Genomic DNA, 16,632 nt, shown 5'->3' with positions numbered 1-16,632 from the left:
GCTCGGGGCGCTGGCCATCGGCGCCGCGTTCGTCGTCGTCTACACCGTCCGCAAGCGCAAGCACCAGGACGACGACGACCTGCAGACCTCCGCCCTGATGCGCACCTCGCTGCGCCGCATCGCGGCCTCCGCGATCGTCCTGCTGGGCGTCGAGTTCATCGTCCTGCCCACGTACGCGCTCGACCTGGCCACCGGCAACGTCAACGCCCAGGCCTCCGCAGCGATCCTCATGAGCGGCGGTGGCGCCTACCTCGTCACCCGCCTCGTGCTGGTCTTCGCCGGCGCCGGGCTGCTGGGCTTCTTCCTCTACCGGTTCGCCTTCCGCGGCAAGGAGCGCCACCTCGTCTACCTGGCGTCGAGCGCCTTCGTGCTCGTCCTGGCCTCGGAGACGATCGGGCGCATGCTGTTCTACTCGTCCTTCGACCGCATCGGCCTCTGATCCACCACCTCCACCCGCACGTCCTCCACCCGCAAGGCGGAATCTCATGAGCACGACCCTCGACGGGAACCGGCTGATCGGCGCCCGGCTCGACTCCTTCGCGGCCGCGTACGGCTTCCTCTCGCGCCTGTTCCTGGCGCCGGCGGACGCCGAGCTGTGCGCGCGGCTCGCCGAGCCGGGGCTCCTGGACGAGTGGCCGCTCGAGTCGGATGCCGCGACGGTGGAGGGGCTGCGCCTGCTCGGCAGCGCGGTCGGGGCCGGGGGCGCTGAGCCCACGGCGGACCCGACCGCGCTGACCCGGGACTATCAGGCGCTGTTCGTGGGCCCTGGGCCCCTGCTCGCCACGCCGTACGAGTCGGTGTACCGGACGGTGGACCGCTTGCTGTTCGACGAGCCCACGCTGCAGGTCCGGGCGACGTACCGCGCCTTCGGGTTGGAGGCCCCGCGCCTCAACCGGGAGCCGGACGACCACCTGGGCCTCGAGCTGAACTTCCTCAGCAACCTGTGCCTGCGCGGCCTGGACGCGCTGTCGCAGGACGACGGGCCGATGCTCGACTCGATCTTCGCCGCCCACGCGGCCTTCCTCACCGACCACCTGCTGGCCTGGGCGCCGGACTGCCTGGACTTGGTGACGGAGCACGCCCGCACCGACTTCTACCGTGGCGCCGCGGCGCTCACGCGGGGCGCCCTCGAGCAGGCTGAGGCGTCCTTCGTCGGCTGACCGCACGCCTGCCACCGGTCGCGGGGTCATGAGCGCTCCCGCAGGTCGTTAGCCTGGCGGGATGAGTGTCATCCGCGAGCTCCGGCAGCTCCTTCGCCTGCCGGGGTTCCGTCGGCTGTTCGTCGTCCGGCTGAGCAGCCAGGCCGGTGACGGCCTGTTCCAGGTGGGTCTCGCGACCCTCTTCTTCTTCAACCCCGAGCAGCAGTCGACCGCTGGGGACGTGGCGATCGCGTTCGCCGTCCTGCTGCTTCCCTTCACCATCGTGGGCCCGTGGGCGGGCGTGCTGTTGGACAAGTGGCGCCGCCGCCAGGTGCTGCTGGTGGGCAACCTGGTGCGGGCCGTGATCGCGCTGGTCATCGCCGTGCTGATGGTGACGGTGGGCGTCGGCCCCGCGGTGTACGTGCTGGCGCTCCTGGCGCTGTCGGTCAACAGGTTCCTGCTGTCCGCGCTGTCCGCGTCGCTGCCGCGCGTGGTGGACGGCCCGCTGCTGCTGACCGCCAACTCGCTGACCCCGACGCTCGGCGCGGGCGCGGTGGGCGTGGGCGGCGCCATCGGGCTGGGCCTGGGACTGGTGCTGCCCAGCGGGCCGGTGGGCGACGCCGGGGCGGTGGTCGTCGCCAGCCTGGTGTACGTGACGGCGGGCTGCCTGGCGCTGCGCATCGGGCGCGACGCCCTCGGGCCGGAGGCCGTCGCCAGCTCGTCGCAGGTGCTCGCGCAGGTCAAGGAGATGGGCCGGGGCCTGGTCGCGGGCGCCCGGCACCTGATCGCGCGGCGCACCCCTGCCGCCGCGCTCAGCGTCATGGCGGCGTCGCGGTTCCTGTACGGCGTCGCGTTCATCGCGAGCATCCTCATCAGCCGCAACCTGCTGGCCGACCCGCAGGACGCGGCGGCGGGCCTGGCGGTGTTCTCCCTGGTGCTCACCGCGTCCGCCGTGGGCTTCGTCCTCGCGGCGGTGCTGACCCCGGTGCTGACGCCCCGCATCGGGCCGCACGCCTGGATCGTGCTGTGCCTGCTGCTGGCCGCGGCCACGCAGACGGTGCTCGCCGTCACGGTGGCCCGGGTCCCGCTGCTGCTGTGCGCGGCGGCGCTGGGGCTCGCGGCGCAGGGCGCGAAGATCGCCGTGGACACGATCGTGCAGCGGGACACGGCCGACGAGTTCCGGGGCCGGGCGTTCGCGTTGTACGACGTGATGTACAACGCCGCGTTCGTGGGCGCCGCGGCCCTCGCGGCAGTCACCCTCCCCGACACCGGGTGGTCGCGGCCCGTCTTCGTGGCCCTCGCGGTGGGCTACGCGGCCGCTGCGCTGGGCTACCGCGCCACGACGGCCCACGCCGTCGGGGCGCCTGCGGCCGAGGGCCCCCCGGCGCTGCCCCGGGAGTCCCGCGCGCAGGGCGTCGAGGGCGGCTGACCAACTCGTCGCGCAGGGGCGCGCTCACCGGGGATCGTGCGTAGTCTCGCGAAGGTGAGCGATCTCTCATCTGGCGTGCTGCGGGCAGCGGCACTGGCAGGGGCGGCAGCCGATTCCCATGGGGTGGCCCGGACGCCTGATCTCAGCGGCGACCTGCACGCGCGGGCGGTGATCGCCAGCGACCTGTCGTTCACGATCTCCGACCCGCACGCGGCGGATGACCCGATCATCTGGGTGAACCCCGCCTTCGAGCGCCTCACCGGCTACTCGCCCACCGACATGCTGGGCCGCAACTGCCGCGTGCTGCAGGGCCCGCGCACGGACCGCACCGTCGTGGCGCGGATCCACCAGGCCCTCGAGCAGGGCCTCACCGTCGCGGACACCCTGCTGAACTACCGCAAGGACGGCACCCCGTTCTGGAACCAGGTGGTGATCAGCCCGGTCTACGACGCCGACGGCCGGCTCACGCACCATGTGGGCATCCAGGCCGATGTGACGGCCCGCGTCGAGCAGGAGCGCGCGCGGGACGCGGCCCTCGGCGAGGCGCAGGCATCCCGGGCCCGGATGCACCTGCTCGCGCAGGTCAGCGAGGAGATCGCCCGCAGGCTCGACTACGACGACGCCCTGGTGGCCCTCGCGGAGATCGCCGTCTCCCGCCTGGCGACCTGGGGGTTCATCGTCGTCACCAACGACCGGGGGCGGCTCGAGCGGCTGCATGTGGCCGCCCGGCATCCCGTCCGCGCGCAGGACGCGCACGACCTCGAGCGCGGCGACCCGTCGTGGGTGATGCGCTCAGCGGCCTTCGAGCTGGCCCGCACGGACGACAGCCGATTCGACGCGCGGCCGTTCTCCATCGACCTGGAGGCCCTCGCCCAGCAGGTGCCCGCCCATCGCCTGGAGGTGCTGCGGCGCCTGGGCCTGGGCGCCGCGCTGGTCGTGCCATTGCGCGCCCGCGACCACTTCATCGGCGCCCTGTGCCTCCTGCACGACACCGTGGACGGCTTCACCGCCGAGGACGTCGTCACCGCCGCGCATGTGGGCCAGCGGGCGGCTGTCGCCCTCGACAACGTGCGGCTCTACCTGCGAGAGCGCACGGCGGCCCTCACGCTGCAGCACAGCCTCCTGCCCGACGTGCCCACCGTCCCCGGCCTGGACGTCGCCGCGTCCTATCTGCCCGCGCTGCACCGCGCGGAGGTCGGCGGCGACTGGTTCGACGTGATGCCGCTGCCCGATGGCGCCATCGGGCTGGCCGTCGGGGACGTGGTGGGCCACGACCTGGGCGCGGCCGCCTCGATGGGCCAGCTCCGCTCGGTGCTGCGGTCCCACGCGTGGAGCGGCGCCCGGGCCGGACGCGTCATCGCGCACCTGGACGAGCTGGTGCGCGGCCTGGGCATGGCCGACCTGGCCACCTGCGTGTACCTGCGCCTCGAGCGCCCACCGGAGCCCCCGAGCACCCCGCCCGGCGGCGCCGCGCCGCCCGAGGGCGCCCCGGACCGGCTCACCTACTCGCGCGCCGGCCACCCCCCGCCCCTGATCCGGCTGCCCGGAGGCGAGGTCCTGCCGCTGGACCAGGCGCTGACCACCCCCGTGGGCGTCGTCAACCTCCACACACCCGACCCGCAGGCCGAGATCGCGCTGCCCCAGGGCGCGATCCTCGTGGTCTACACCGACGGCCTCATCGAGCGCCGCGACCGGTCGCTGCGGGACGGCATCGGCGAGCTCGTGCGCGCCCTGTCCGCCGTGCAGGACGACGCGTGCGCCGCCGACGTCCGCGACCAGCTCGTTGGCCGGTTCGTCGGCTCCGAGCAGGAGGACGACGTGTGCGTGCTCGTCGTCCGCAGGCCCGTGGTCAGGCCTGCTCGGCCTGGCGCCCCTGCCACCAGCTGAGCAGCTCCGCGCGGGCGACGTCCTCGCCGAGGGGGCCGCGGTCCATGCGCAGCTCCAGCAGGTGCCGGTACGCGGCGCCCACCTCACGGCCGGGGCCGATGCCGAGCACCTCCATGATCTGCTGCCCGTCCAAGTCGGGGCGGATGGAGGCCAGCTCCTCCTGCTCCCGCAGGCGCGCGATCCGCTCCTCCAGGTCGTCGTACGCGGCGGACAGCCGTTCGGCCTTGCGCCGGTTGCGCGTGGTGCAGTCCGACCGGGTCAGGCGGTGCAGGCGCTCCAGCAGCGGCCCCGCGTCCGTGACGTAGCGGCGCACCGCGGAGTCCGTCCAGCCGCCGTCGCCGTAGCCGTGGAACCGCAGGTGCAGCTCGGTGAGCCGCGACACGGCCTGCACCGTCGCCTTGTCGAAGCGCAGCGCCTTGAGCCTGCGGGCCACGAGCTTCGCCCCGACCACCTCGTGGTGGTGGAAGCTCACCCCGCCGCCGTCCTCGAACCGGCGCGTCGCGGGCTTGCCGATGTCGTGCAGCAGCGCCGCGAGCCGCAGCACCAGGTCGGGTCCGGGGACGTCGCCGTCGGGGCCGGTCTCCAGCGCGATGGCCTGCTCCAGCACCGTGAGCGAGTGCTGGTAGACGTCCTTGTGGCGGTGGTGCTCGTCGATCTCGAGCCGCAGCGCGGGCAGCTCGGGGAGGATGTGCTCGGCCAGGCCCGTGTCGACGAGGGTCTGCAGCCCCGGGCGGGGCGACGGCGACATCAGCAGCTTGACCAGCTCATCCCGCACCCGCTCGGCCGAGACGATGGAGATCCGCTCGGCCATCTCGCGGATGGCCGCCAGCGCGTCCTCGTCCACGGCGAAGCCGAGCTGCGCGGCGAACCGGGCCGCGCGCATCATCCGCAGCGGGTCGTCGTCGAAGGACTGCCGCGCCGCCACCGGGGTCCGCAGGCGCTGGGCGGCGAGGTCCGACAACCCGTCGAAGGGGTCCACGAACGTGAGCTCGGGCAGCCGCACCGCCATGGAGTTCACGGTGAAGTCGCGGCGGGAGAGGTCGCCCTCCAGCGTGTCCCCGAACACCACCTCGGGCTTGCGCGACGCCGGGTCGTACGCGTCGGTGCGGTAGGTGGTGACCTCCACGACGACGTCCTCGCCGCCGTTGCGCCGACCGTGGCGGCGGGCGCCGATCGTGCCGAACTCCCGGCCGATGTCCCAGTGCGCGTCACCCCAGCGCGCCAACAGCGCCTGCGTCTCATCCGGGGAGGCCGACGTCGTGAAGTCGAGGTCCGCGCTCACGCGCCCGAGGAACGCGTCACGGACGGGCCCGCCCACCAGCGCCAGCTCGTGACCGGCGGCCTGGAACACCTCGCCGAGCTCGATCGCGGCGGGCGCGAGGTCGGCGAGGACGGTGAGGGCTCGCCGCTGGAGGGCGAGGAGGGCGGTCTGGTCGGTGGTCGGCACAACGTCCAAGCCTGCCAGACGCCACCGGGAGTGAAAGCCGGATAAGGAGAAGTCGTTACAGTGGCGACATGTCGAGCTCTGCGCAGCCCGCGCGCCCGGGCGCCGTCCCGGCGCCGCCGGGCGGACACGCGCTCCGTATCGACCCGGAGATCGCGTCCGCGCGCACGCTGCCGCACACCCTGCCGGTGGTCGACGAGACCTCCGCCGGAGGGCTCGTCGTGCACACCATGGACGGTATCCGGCATGCGGCGGTCATCGCTCGCCGGAACCGCGCGGGCCGGCTCGAATGGTGCCTGCCGAAGGGCCACCTCGAGGGCGCCGAGACGCCTGAGGAGGCCGCGGTCCGCGAGATCGCCGAGGAGACCGGCATCATCGGCGAGATCGTGCGGCGGCTCGGCGTCATCGACTACTGGTTCACCGGGGACGACCGCCGCGTGCACAAGGTCGTCCACCACTTCCTGCTCGGCGCCGTGGGCGGCGAGCTCAGCGTCGAGGGAGACCCCGACGGCGAGGCCGAGGACGTCGAGTGGGTGGCCCTCACCGACTTGCCGGCGCGGCTCGCCTACCCCAATGAGCGGCGACTAGCAGAGGCCGCGCACGCGGTCCTCGTCGGCGAGGCATGACCCTGTTCCCTTCGACCTCCACGCTTGAGCGGCACACCCATCGTGGGCCGCTCGTCGTGCTCACCATGCTCCTCGCGCTGGCCGCGGTGCTGCTCCCGACACTTCCCGGGGCCGGTGGGGCAGCCCATGCGGCGCCGTCGGAGGACGGGTTGGCCGTCGACGTGTCCGTGACCGCCGTGCAACCGCAGGTGCTGACCGTCGACCAGGACCTCACCGTCAAGGCCGTGGTGCGCAACACGGGCGACACGACCATCGAGCAGCCGCGCGCGACGCTGCGGATCAGCCGCTACCGGCTCGCCAGCAGCGAGCGGCTGGCCGCGTGGACGAGCTCCGCGCCGGGTGACGACGCCGGCAGCCCGGTGCAGTCCATCGACCTGGAGGCCCCGCTCGAGCCGGGCGCCAGCGCCGAGGTGGTGCTGACGGTGCCCGCCGCGTCCGTCGGCCTGCTCCGCTCGGCGTCCGCCTGGGGCCCGCGCGGCCTCTCGGTCGAGTTGTCCGACAGGTCCCGCCGGGTGGGCCTGGAGCGCACCTTTCTGCTGTGGTCGCCCTCCGAGGATCCGGCGGACCTCAGCCAGGTCGCGGTGGGCGTGCTGGTGCCAGTCGTGGGAGACGGGCTCACCACCGCCGACCTCGACGCCCTCGAGGCCGCGGCGGACGAGGCCAATCCCGCCGACGGGACGACGGACTCGGTCGACCCGTCGGGCACGGCATCGCCAGGCGCGCCCGACGACGCTGGCGACGACGCCGTCGACGCCTCCGCCGCACGCGCCACGGACGCGCTCGAGGCGCTCACCTCGACCGGCGGCCGCCTCGACACGCTGCTGCAGGCCACCGCTGGCCAGTCGACCGTGACGTGGGCCGTCGACCCGGGGCTGCTGGACCAGGCCGCAGTGGGCGGCGACGCCGCACGCGCCTGGCTGCAACGCCTCGCCGCGGAGGCGAGCCGGACCGACGTCATGGCACTGCCCTGGTCCGACCCCGACATCGCGGCGATCGCGCACGCGTCGGAGAGCGCGCTGCTGAACGTCGCGCTGGGCATCTCCTCACCGGCTTCCGCACAGGTGCTCGGCGAGTCCCCCGCCCGGCTGCTGTGGGCGGCCGACTCCACCCTCGACGAGGAGACGGCCGAGCTCGCGGCACGGTCAGGCGCCGGCCCGCTGGTCGTGGGCGCGTCCACCAGCGGATCGACCCTCCCCGCGGCGACCGCGCGGGTGGACGTCGACACCGCGGCCGGCCAAGCCGAGCTGCTGGTCCCCGATGCGACCCTCAGCAAGCTGCTCGCGGACCCCGAGTCCGTGCAGCCCGGCGCCACGCCCGCGACCGTCGCCCAGCGGATCCTCGCGGAGACAGCCGTCGCGGCGCGCGCGGCGACCCTCTCGGGCAGCAGCCTGGTGATCACCGCGCCGCGCGACTGGGAGCCCGACGCCGCACTGGCGCAAGCCCAGCTCAAGGCGCTCACCGCGGCGCCGTGGGTCACGTCCACCTCCGTGTCCGACCTCGTGGAGCAGGACGGCGAGACCACGACGCTGCCCGCCTCCGCCAGCAGCTCGAGCGAGCTCTCCCCCGCCCACGTCAACGCGCTCGGGGGCGCCCGTGACGACGTCGCCGACTTCGCCCAGGTGGTGCCCGACCCGCAGCGCCTGCTCGACGGCCTCGACCGCCGGCTGATCGCGCCTCTCGCCGTCGCATGGCGTTCCGACCTCGCCGGGCGGAAGGTGTTCGTGGACACCGTCCTCGAGGAGGCCACCCAACGCCGCAGCGGGCTCACCGTGCTGCTCAGCGAGCAGGTCACCGTCGCCGCCAGCTCCAGCCAGATCCGGCTGGTGGTCCGCAACGCCCTCGACCAGCCCGCGACAGTCCGGGTCGAGATGCTCTCCAGGCAGTCCTGCCTCAAGGCCACCGCCTCGCCCGTCACCACCGTCGCCGCCGCCTCCGAGGAGGTCGTCACCGTGGACGTGCGGGCGACCTCCGCCTGTGACGTGATGGTGGACGTCGTGCTGCGCGCCGAAGACGGCACCCTGGTGTCCACCCCCGTCGCGTTCAGCGCGCGGGTCACGCCGTCGATCGAGGACGTCGGGCTGAGCATCGTCGGAGCGCTGCTCGCCGCCGGGCTCGTCGCGGGTATCGTCCGCACCGTCCGCCGCGGCCAGACGGCCCACCGCGGCGCGCGGCTCGCGGCGCAGGCCCAGGCCGACGCGGAGGCGGCCGCCGCCGAGGCCGAGTCCGCCGGTCAGCACGAGCAGCCGGCATCGCACACTCAGGAGGGCGTAGGTGAGCACCGCTAGCGGATCGGCCGTCCCGCCGCACGACGGTGACGCCGAGCCCATGAGCCCCCCGGTCGACGCCGAGGCCGAGGCGACCCTCGGGCCCGACGTGGGCGAGGGCGTCGGCTCCGTCCCGATGGCCCCTGCGGGCGACGCCACCGGCATGGGGCGGTCCACCGCGCTGATGGCCTCCGGCACGCTCGTCTCGCGGCTGCTGGGCCTGGTGCGCGCCGCGATGGTCGTGTGGGCCGTCGGCGCCACCGGCGACGCCGCGAACGCCTTCGCCGCGGCGAACAAGCTGCCCAACGTGCTCTACCTGCTGATCGCCGGCGGGGTCCTCAACGCGGTGCTCGTGCCGCAGGTGGTCCGGGCCTACCGCCGCGCCGACGGCCAGCAGTACGTCGACCGGCTGCTCACCCTCGGCGCCACGATGCTGGTCGGCCTCGCCGTGCTGCTCACGGTGGCGGCCCCGTTGCTGACAGCGCTGTACACCGACTTCAGCGACCCCGCCGTGCAGGCGCTGACGGTGCTGCTCGCCTACTGGTGCATCCCGCAGATCTTCTTCTACGGCCTGTACTCGCTGCTCGGCCAGGTGCTCAACGCGCGCGGGTCCTTCGGCCCGTACATGTGGGCGCCGGTGGTCAACAACCTCGTCTCGATGGCCGGCCTGCTGGTGTTCGTGCTGGTCAACGGCACCATCCAGACGTCGGCGCTGGACGATCCGAGTGCCTGGGGCGGCGGGCAGGTCGCGATGCTCGCCGGGACCGCGACGCTGGGAGTCGCCGCGCAGGCCCTGGTGCTCCTGGTCCCGCTGTACCGCTCGGGCTTCCGGTACCGGCCCCGGTGGGGCTTCCGTGGTGTCGGGCTGCGCTCCGCGGGCCGGGTGGCGGGCTGGACGTTCGCCGCGCTGGTCATCGGTCAGCTCGGCGTGCTCGCCGTCAGCCGCGTCACCACCCGCGCCGGCAGCCTCGACCCGTCGTACGCCGGCAACGCGCTGTGGGACTACGCGTTCCTGGTCTTCATGCTCCCCCACTCGCTGGTCACGGTGTCGCTCGCGACGGCCCTCTTCACGCGCCTGTCCGCCACCGCGGCCGCCGGCGACGTGGACGGCGTGCGGGCCGACCTGTCCCTGGGCCTGCGCACCGTGGGGCTGTTCACGGTGCTGGCCACCGCCGGGATCGCCGTCCTCGCGTACCCCATCGGGCGCGTGATGTTCCCCTCGGGCGGGGATGACGCCTGGTCGGCGCTGGCGCCCGCGATCGTCGCGATGGTGCTCGGACTCGTGGCGTTCGGCGCGTGGTCGCTGTGCCAGCGCGTGTTCTACGCCTATGAGGACGCCCGGTCGATGTTCCCCATGCAGGTGGGCATGGCGGCTGTCGTGGTGGGCGGCACGTACCTCGCACAGGCCGTCCTGGAGCCGTCGTGGTGGGTCGTGGGCGCAGGCCTGGCGTCCAGCCTGTCCTACGCCGTCGGCGCCGTCGTGGCGCTCATCGTGCTGCGCCGCCGGCTGCACGGGGTCGACGGCCGACGGGTCGCCGCGGTCCACGCCAAGGCGATCGGGGCGGCTCTCGTGGCCGCCGCGGTGGGCATGCTCATCGTCCGGCTGCTGGGGCCTGTGGACGGGATGGGCGGCGCGATCGTGACCTGCGTCACGGCCGGGCTCGCGATCAGCCTCGTCTACGTGCTCCTGCTCAAGGTCCTGCGGGTGCGGGAGGTCGACGCCCTGGCCCAGATGGTGATCCGGAGGGCAAGGGGTCGGCGGCGCTGAGCGGCACCGCCTAGCATGGAGCACCGGCACATTGTCGGGACGAGAACAACTGCGGGAGGCCCGGTGGAGGACGTCGTCGGACGCGGCTCAGTGCTGGCCGGACGGTACCGAGTCCTGCAACCGATGGATTCCGACCTCGAGGGCTCGACGTCGTGGAAGGCCACCGACCAGATCCTCGACCGCGCGGTGCACGTGCGCATCCTGGACTCCGCGAACGCCGCGCAGGCGCTCGACGCCGCGCGGCGCGCCGCGCTCGTCTCCGACCCGCGACTCGTCCGCATCCTCGACGTGGGCAACCACGAGGGCGTCGGCTACGTCGTCACCGAGCATGTCGCCGGGCCGTCCCTCGCCGAGCTCGTCGCGCGCGGCCCCCTGACCTCCGACCAGGCCCGCTCCGTGGTCGGCGAGGCCGCCGCCGCGCTCGAGGTCGCCCGCCGGCGCGGGGTCCACCACCTCGCGCTGCGCCCCTCCGTCGTGCACATCACCCCCGAGGGCCGCCTGCTGCTCAGCGGGCTCGCGATGGACGGCGCCCTCCTCGGCCACGGGCTGGGCGACGCGGCGGCCACCACGCGCTCCGACGCCATCGGCCTCGTGCGCCTGCTCTACACCGCCCTCACCGGCCACTGGCCCGAGGGCGACAGCGGCATCCCCGCCACCGGCCTCCCCGCCGCCCCGGTGGTCGACGGCGTCCTCGTGGCGCCGGCGGACCTCGCCGCGAACGTCCGCGCCGACCTCGACACGCTGTGCGCGGTGACCCTCGGGCCGCATGACGACGGGCCGCGCAGCCCCGCCGAGCTGGTCCGCGAGCTCGAGCCGTGGGGCGAGATCCGCACCCTCGGGCCGCTTGACGCCTCCGCGGAGCCCGCCGCCACGATCCTGCAGGAGCCTGTCCGCGGCATGGGCCCCGAGTCCGACGCCGAGTCCACGGCGCAGATGCCCCTGCCAGGGCGCGTCGAGCGCCAGTCCGTCCGCTCGGCGTTCAACGACCAGCCGACCGCCGGCTCCGGCAGGCCCGGGACTCCCCCGCCCGCCGCTCCGCGCGGCCGTGGCGCGTTCCCGGCCGGCGCCGGAGCCTCCGGTTGGCCTGCCGAGCCCACGAGGCCCCCTGCCACCCCGGCCCCCGCGGGCCCGCCGCCTCGCGTCGCCCAGAACGGCGCCCCGCAGCCCGGGCTCGCGCAGGCCCGGCCCACGGGGGCTCCCATCCCCGTCGGGACCGTCCAGCGCACCGCGGCGATGCCCTCCGGCCCCGCTGCTCCCCCGCCGACGGCGCCGCCGCCCAGCCTCCCCACGAGCCCGTTCGACTTCTCGTCGACAGCAGATGACGACGAGACGGTCACCACGCGGCGTTTCGACCCCACGAAGCTCGTCCTGCTCGTCGTCGGGGCGCTCCTGGTGATCGGCGTCATCGTCGCCCTGACCTCGCTGTTCCGGCCCATCAGCGGCGCGGATGACGATGCGGGCGCCGCTCCCGCGGTGACCTCCGGGACCCAGGACGAGTCCGAGCAGAGCCCGACGACGGAGCAGCAGCAGAGCCCGTCGGCGGAGCCCTCCCCGAGCCGCACCGCGAACTCCGGCGCGGCTCCGGTCATCGCCTCTGCGACGACCATCGACCCGTCCGACGACGACGGCGAGTACGAGGACGTCATCGGGCGCGCCTTCGACGGCGACCCGGCCACATTCTGGAAGACGCACACCTACAACAACGCGAACTTCCTCGGGCCCCGCAAGCCGAAGGTCGGCATCGTCCTCACCCTGGACGGCTCCACCACCGTGAGCAGCGTGACGCTCAACGTCAACGGCACCGGGGGCCAGGTCGAGGTGCGCGAGGGCACCGCCGCCGATCCGGAGTCCGGCTCCGTGCTCGCCAGCGGCGCCATGTCGGCGGACACGGTGCTCGAGTTCTCCGAGCCCGTCACCACCGACTCGCTCGTGATCTGGTTCACCGAGCTCCCCACGGCCACGAGCGGCGGCTACCTCATCGAGCTCACGGAGATCACCCTCTCCTGACGCCGCCGACCACTCCCCTCCGCCCGGCCCGGGCGGGCCAGGGGAACAAGTGAGATCGACAGACAGTTCTGCTGTCGACACCGACCCGCGACCGCCAAGGACGTCAAGTGACTGAGCAGCCCCTCCCGCGCGACCTCATCATCGTCGGCTCCGGCCCCGCCGGGTACACCGCAGCGATCTACGCGGCACGCGCCGGTCTGGCCCCGCTGGTTGTCGCCGGCTCCGTCACCGCTGGTGGCGCCCTGATGAACACCACAGAGGTCGAGAACTTCCCCGGCTTCCCCGACGGCATCCAGGGCCCCGAGCTCATGGAGAACCTGCAGAAGCAGGCCGAGAAGTTCGGCGCCGAGATCCTCTGGGACGACGTCGTGAAGATGGACCTCACGGGCGACGTGAAGACCGTCGAGCTGGGCAGCGGTGACGTGTTCCGCGCCCTGTCCGTCATCCTGTCCACCGGCTCCGCGTACCGCGAGCTCGGCCTGCCCGACGAGAAGCGCCTGTCCGGCCGCGGGGTCTCCTGGTGCGCCACCTGCGACGGGTTCTTCTTCCGCGACCAGGACATCCTCGTCATCGGCGGCGGCGACTCCGCCGTCGAGGAGGCCACGTTCCTGACGCGCTTCGGCAAGAGCGTCACGATCGTGCACCGCCGCGACGACCTGCGCGCCTCGAAGATCATGGCCGACCGCGCCCGCGCCAACCCGAAGATCAACTTCGCGTGGAACAGCGAGGTCGTGGCGATCCACGGCGCCGACAAGGTCACCGGGGTCACCCTGCGCGACACCGTCACCGGCGCCGAGCGCGAGGTGGGCGCCGCGGGCGTCTTCGTCGCCATCGGGCACGTCCCGCGCTCCGAGCTCGTCGTCGGCCAGGTGGACGTCGACGAGAACGGCTACATCCAGGTCGTCGGGCGCACCACCGCCACGAACCTGCCGGGCGTCTTCGCTTGCGGCGACGTCGTGGACCACACCTACCGGCAGGCCATCACCGCTGCTGGCACGGGGTGCTCGGCGGCGATCGACGCGCAGAACTACCTGGCCGCGCTCGCCCATGTCGACCCCGCGTCCCCGTCGGAGATCCCCGGGGCGCTCGTGGAGGAGGAGAAGGCCGTATGAGCACCACCCAGGACGTCACCGAGGCCACCTTCCAGTCCGAGGTCCTCGACGCGGACCTGCCGGTCATCGTCGACTTCTGGGCGCCCTGGTGCGGCCCGTGCCGGTTGGTGGCGCCCGTGCTGGAGGAACTGGCCCAGGAGTACGACGGCCGCGTGAAGATCGTCAAGGTCAACTCCGACGAGAACCCGGGCATCACCGCGCGCTACAGCGTGGCGTCCATCCCGACGCTGAACTTCTACGTGGATGGCGAGCTCGCGCGGACGCTCATTGGGGCCCGCCCCAAGCAGGCCATCGCCAAGGAGCTCGACGAGGTGCTGGCCGAGGCTGCCGCCACCGCCTGACCTGCGCGGGCGCACGCAGTTGTGCCGGCGGGGGGTTGTGATGGTGCCGTGTCAGTTCGCGTGGCGGATGGACGACGGGACGTCGGCGGCGCTGCCGCGTGCGACACTCGGAAGGTGAGCGAGAACCTGACTCCCGACGGCATCGCGTCGGGCACCCCCCCGCACGCGGCTGCCGCCGGCACCAGGCTCGACCCCTGGTTGTCCTCGTACGCCGCCCGCACCCAAGGCATGCGTGCCTCCGAGATCCGCGCCCTGTTCGCGGTGGCCAACCGGCCCGAGGTCGTCTCGCTCGCCGGTGGCATGCCGTACCTCGAAGGACTGCCGCTCGACATCCTCGGCGAGCTGACCCAGCGGGTCGTCGCCACACGCGGCACCACGGCCCTGCAGTACGGGTCGGGACAGGGCGACGAGGGGCTGCGGGAGCAGATCCTCGAGGTGATGCGCCTTGAGGGGATCACCGCGCACCCCGACGACGTGGTCGTCACCACCGGCTCGCAACAAGCCCTCGATCTTGTGACCCGCATCTTCATCGACCCGGGTGACGTCATCGTCGCCGAGGCGCCCTCCTACGTCGGCGCGCTCGGCGTCTTCAGCGCCTACCAGGCCGACGTCGTCCACGTCCCCCTCGACGCTGACGGGCTCATCCCCTCCGCGCTCGAGGAGACCCTCACCGCGCTGGAGCGCGAGGGCCGGCGCGTCAAGCTGCTCTACACCGTGCCGAACTTCCACAACCCGGCCGGCGTCACACTCTCCGCCGAGCGTCGCCCCCAGATCCTGGAGATCGCCCGCCGCCACGGGGTGCTCGTGCTCGAGGACAACCCCTACGGCCTCCTCGGCTTCGAGGGCGACCCCATCCCCGCGATGCGCGCCTTGGACGACGACGGCGTCATCTACCTCGGCTCGTTCTCCAAGACGTTCGCCCCCGGCTACCGCGTCGGCTGGGCCGTGGCCCCGCACGCCGTCCGGGAGAAGCTGGTCCTGGCCAGCGAGTCCGCCATCCTCTGCCCGTCCAACGCCTCGCAGCTCGCGATCAGCGCCTACCTGTCCACCTGCGACTGGAAGGGCCAGGTCAAGTCGTTCCGCGAGCTGTACCGCGAGCGGCGCGACGCGATGATCGGCGCCCTCTCCGAGCACCTCCCCGACGCGAGCTGGACGGTGCCCAACGGCGGCTTCTACACCTGGGTGAAGCTCCCCGAGGGCCTCGACGCGAAGGCGATGCTGCCGCGGGCCGTCACCTCACGGGTCGCCTACGTCCCGGGCACGGCCTTCTACGCCGATGGCCAGGGCGCCGACCACATGCGGCTCTCCTTCTGCTTCCCCACCCCTGAGCGCATCCGCGAGGGTGTGCGCCGGCTCGCTGGCGTCGTCGCCGGCGAGAGCGAGCTCGTCTCGCTCTTCGGCACCGGGCCCGGCGCGCCGAACCGCACGATCCAGGCGCCCGGCCCCGACCTGACGTGATCGCCTGATCCACCCGAGCACCCCCGGCTCGACCACCCCGGATCGAGCGCCGTCCTTGCAGAACCCGGAGCGTCCACCCCCGTGAACGACACCACCAGCCTCTCCCCCCTGCGCGTCGTCATCCTCGCCGGTGGCCTCTCCCACGAGCGCGATGTGTCCCTCCGGTCCGGCCGGCGCGTCGCCGATGCCCTGCGCGCCTCAGGCGCCGAGGTGACGGTGCACGACGTCGACGCGGACCTTGTGCCCGCCCTCCGTGAGACCGCCCCTGACATCGTCTGGCCGCTGCTGCACGGCGCCAGTGGTGAGGACGGATCGGTGCGCGATGTCCTCGAGCTGCTCGGCATGCCCTGCCTCGGCACCGGGCCCCGCGCGAGCCGCATCGCGTGGAGCAAGCCGATCGCCAAGACCGTCGTCGCGCGAGAGGGGATCAACACCCCGGAGTTCGCCACGCTCCCCCAGAGCCTCTTCCGTGAGCTGGGGGCCAGTCGAGTGCTCGACGCCATCGTGGAGAAGCTCGGGCTGCCGCTGGTGGTCAAGCCGGCCACGGGCGGCTCGGCGCTGGGCGTGACCCTGGTCCGCGACGCCGCCGACCTGCCGCGTGCGATGGTCGACTGCTTCGCCTACGGCGACACGGCGCTCATCGAGCGGGCGATCAGCGGCACCGAGGTCGCCGTGAGCGTCATCGATGTCGGCGCCGGACCCGAGCCCCTGCCGGCCGTCGAGATCGTCACGGACGGCGCGTACGACTACGACGCCCGCTACAACCCCGGTCGCACCGAGTACTTCACTCCCGCCCGCCTCTCACCCGAGGTGGCCGAACGCGCAGGACAGGTGGCTGTTGCCGCGCACCGCGCGCTGGGCCTCCAGCACCTGTCGCGGACCGACCTCATCATCGGCGATGACGGCGTCGTCTACTTCCTCGAGGTGAACGTCGCGCCCGGCATGACTGAGACGTCACTGTTCCCCCAGGCGGCTGAGGCCGCTGGGTATGAGCTCAGTACCCTCTACCGTGCACTCGCCGAGGCGGCTCGGCGCTCCTGACGCAGGGGTCCGCACCCGCGGTCACGCGGGTGCGGACCGGAGCCCCCTTCGGCGTTCCACGTGAAACGGCCAGCCAGATTGCTCTGGCTGGCCGTTTCACGTGGAACATCCGCAGG

At 73.4% G+C, this 16,632-nt stretch carries 13 protein-coding genes; 12 read left to right on the top strand and 1 reads right to left on the bottom strand.

The features are described from left to right. The 4 genes from QUV83_RS10530 to QUV83_RS10515 all read left to right on the top strand — a co-directional run. The coding region (locus QUV83_RS10530; RefSeq protein WP_289564472.1) for a hypothetical protein at positions 1-439 on the top strand (439 nt) is incomplete at its 5' end. 46 nt (positions 440-485) lie between these two features. Then, positions 486-1,160, top strand: a complete 675-nt coding sequence (locus QUV83_RS10525; protein ID WP_289564471.1) for a TorD/DmsD family molecular chaperone — start codon at positions 486-488, stop codon at positions 1,158-1,160. A 61-nt stretch (positions 1,161-1,221) separates the two neighbouring features. Beyond that, entirely contained in the window at positions 1,222-2,568 is a 1,347-nt protein-coding gene (locus tag QUV83_RS10520) for an MFS transporter (RefSeq protein WP_289564470.1), read from the top strand. A gap of 54 nt (positions 2,569-2,622) precedes the next feature. Continuing rightward, a complete protein-coding gene (locus tag QUV83_RS10515) occupies positions 2,623-4,455 on the top strand; it encodes a SpoIIE family protein phosphatase (protein ID WP_289564469.1) in 1,833 nt (610 codons plus the stop codon). Here QUV83_RS10515 and QUV83_RS10510 read toward each other — a convergent pair. Beyond that, complete coding sequence (locus QUV83_RS10510; RefSeq protein WP_289564468.1) at positions 4,418-5,902, bottom strand: CCA tRNA nucleotidyltransferase; 1,485 nt, start codon at positions 5,900-5,902, stop codon at positions 4,418-4,420. The two genes, QUV83_RS10515 and QUV83_RS10510, sit on opposite strands and share 38 nt — an antisense overlap. A 68-nt stretch (positions 5,903-5,970) precedes the next feature. Between QUV83_RS10510 and QUV83_RS10505 the strand changes: the two genes are divergently transcribed. From QUV83_RS10505 to QUV83_RS10470, 8 genes are all read left to right on the top strand, one after another. Continuing rightward, positions 5,971-6,525, top strand: coding sequence for an NUDIX hydrolase (locus tag QUV83_RS10505; RefSeq protein ID WP_289564467.1), 555 nt, complete (start codon positions 5,971-5,973; stop codon positions 6,523-6,525). Then, complete coding sequence (locus QUV83_RS10500) at positions 6,522-8,810, top strand: DUF6049 family protein (protein WP_289564466.1); 2,289 nt, start codon at positions 6,522-6,524, stop codon at positions 8,808-8,810. Before QUV83_RS10505 ends, QUV83_RS10500 begins: the two co-directional genes overlap by 4 nt. Further along, complete coding sequence (gene murJ / locus QUV83_RS10495) at positions 8,797-10,557, top strand: murein biosynthesis integral membrane protein MurJ (protein ID WP_289564465.1); 1,761 nt, start codon at positions 8,797-8,799, stop codon at positions 10,555-10,557. The genes QUV83_RS10500 and murJ overlap by 14 nt, the downstream gene beginning before the upstream one ends. A 123-nt stretch (positions 10,558-10,680) precedes the next feature. After that, entirely contained in the window at positions 10,681-12,564 is a 1,884-nt protein-coding gene (locus QUV83_RS10490) for a protein kinase family protein (RefSeq protein ID WP_289564464.1), read from the top strand. A gap of 107 nt (positions 12,565-12,671) precedes the next feature. Then, positions 12,672-13,676, top strand: coding sequence for a thioredoxin-disulfide reductase (trxB, locus tag QUV83_RS10485; RefSeq protein ID WP_289564463.1), 1,005 nt, complete (start codon positions 12,672-12,674; stop codon positions 13,674-13,676). Then, positions 13,673-14,017, top strand: a complete 345-nt coding sequence (gene trxA, locus QUV83_RS10480; RefSeq protein WP_289564462.1) for a thioredoxin — start codon at positions 13,673-13,675, stop codon at positions 14,015-14,017. Before trxB ends, trxA begins: the two co-directional genes overlap by 4 nt. A gap of 126 nt (positions 14,018-14,143) precedes the next feature. Next, a complete protein-coding gene (locus QUV83_RS10475) occupies positions 14,144-15,475 on the top strand; it encodes a PLP-dependent aminotransferase family protein (RefSeq protein WP_436231901.1) in 1,332 nt (443 codons plus the stop codon). A gap of 81 nt (positions 15,476-15,556) precedes the next feature. Next, entirely contained in the window at positions 15,557-16,516 is a 960-nt protein-coding gene (locus tag QUV83_RS10470) for a D-alanine--D-alanine ligase family protein (RefSeq protein ID WP_289564461.1), read from the top strand. Positions 16,517-16,632: the final 116 nt, after the last annotated feature.

Origin of the sequence: Cellulomonas cellasea (genome assembly GCF_030372105.1) — a bacterium.
Taxonomy (GTDB): domain Bacteria; phylum Actinomycetota; class Actinomycetes; order Actinomycetales; family Cellulomonadaceae; genus Cellulomonas_A; species Cellulomonas_A cellasea_A.
Note: the sequence above shows the minus strand (reverse complement) of the source record. Positions and strands in the feature narration are given on the sequence as shown.

Excerpts from the sequence above, each read along its gene's own strand:
- QUV83_RS10500 (WP_289564466.1), top strand. The coding sequence starts at position 6,522 with ATGACCCTGTTCCCTTCGACCTCCACGCTTGAGCGGCACACCCATCGT.
- QUV83_RS10505 (WP_289564467.1), top strand. The coding sequence starts at position 5,971 with ATGTCGAGCTCTGCGCAGCCCGCGCGCCCGGGCGCCGTCCCGGCGCCG.
- trxA (WP_289564462.1), top strand. The coding sequence starts at position 13,673 with ATGAGCACCACCCAGGACGTCACCGAGGCCACCTTCCAGTCCGAGGTC.
- QUV83_RS10525 (WP_289564471.1), top strand. The coding sequence starts at position 486 with ATGAGCACGACCCTCGACGGGAACCGGCTGATCGGCGCCCGGCTCGAC.
- QUV83_RS10520 (WP_289564470.1), top strand. The coding sequence starts at position 1,222 with ATGAGTGTCATCCGCGAGCTCCGGCAGCTCCTTCGCCTGCCGGGGTTC.
- QUV83_RS10490 (WP_289564464.1), top strand. The coding sequence starts at position 10,681 with ATGGATTCCGACCTCGAGGGCTCGACGTCGTGGAAGGCCACCGACCAG.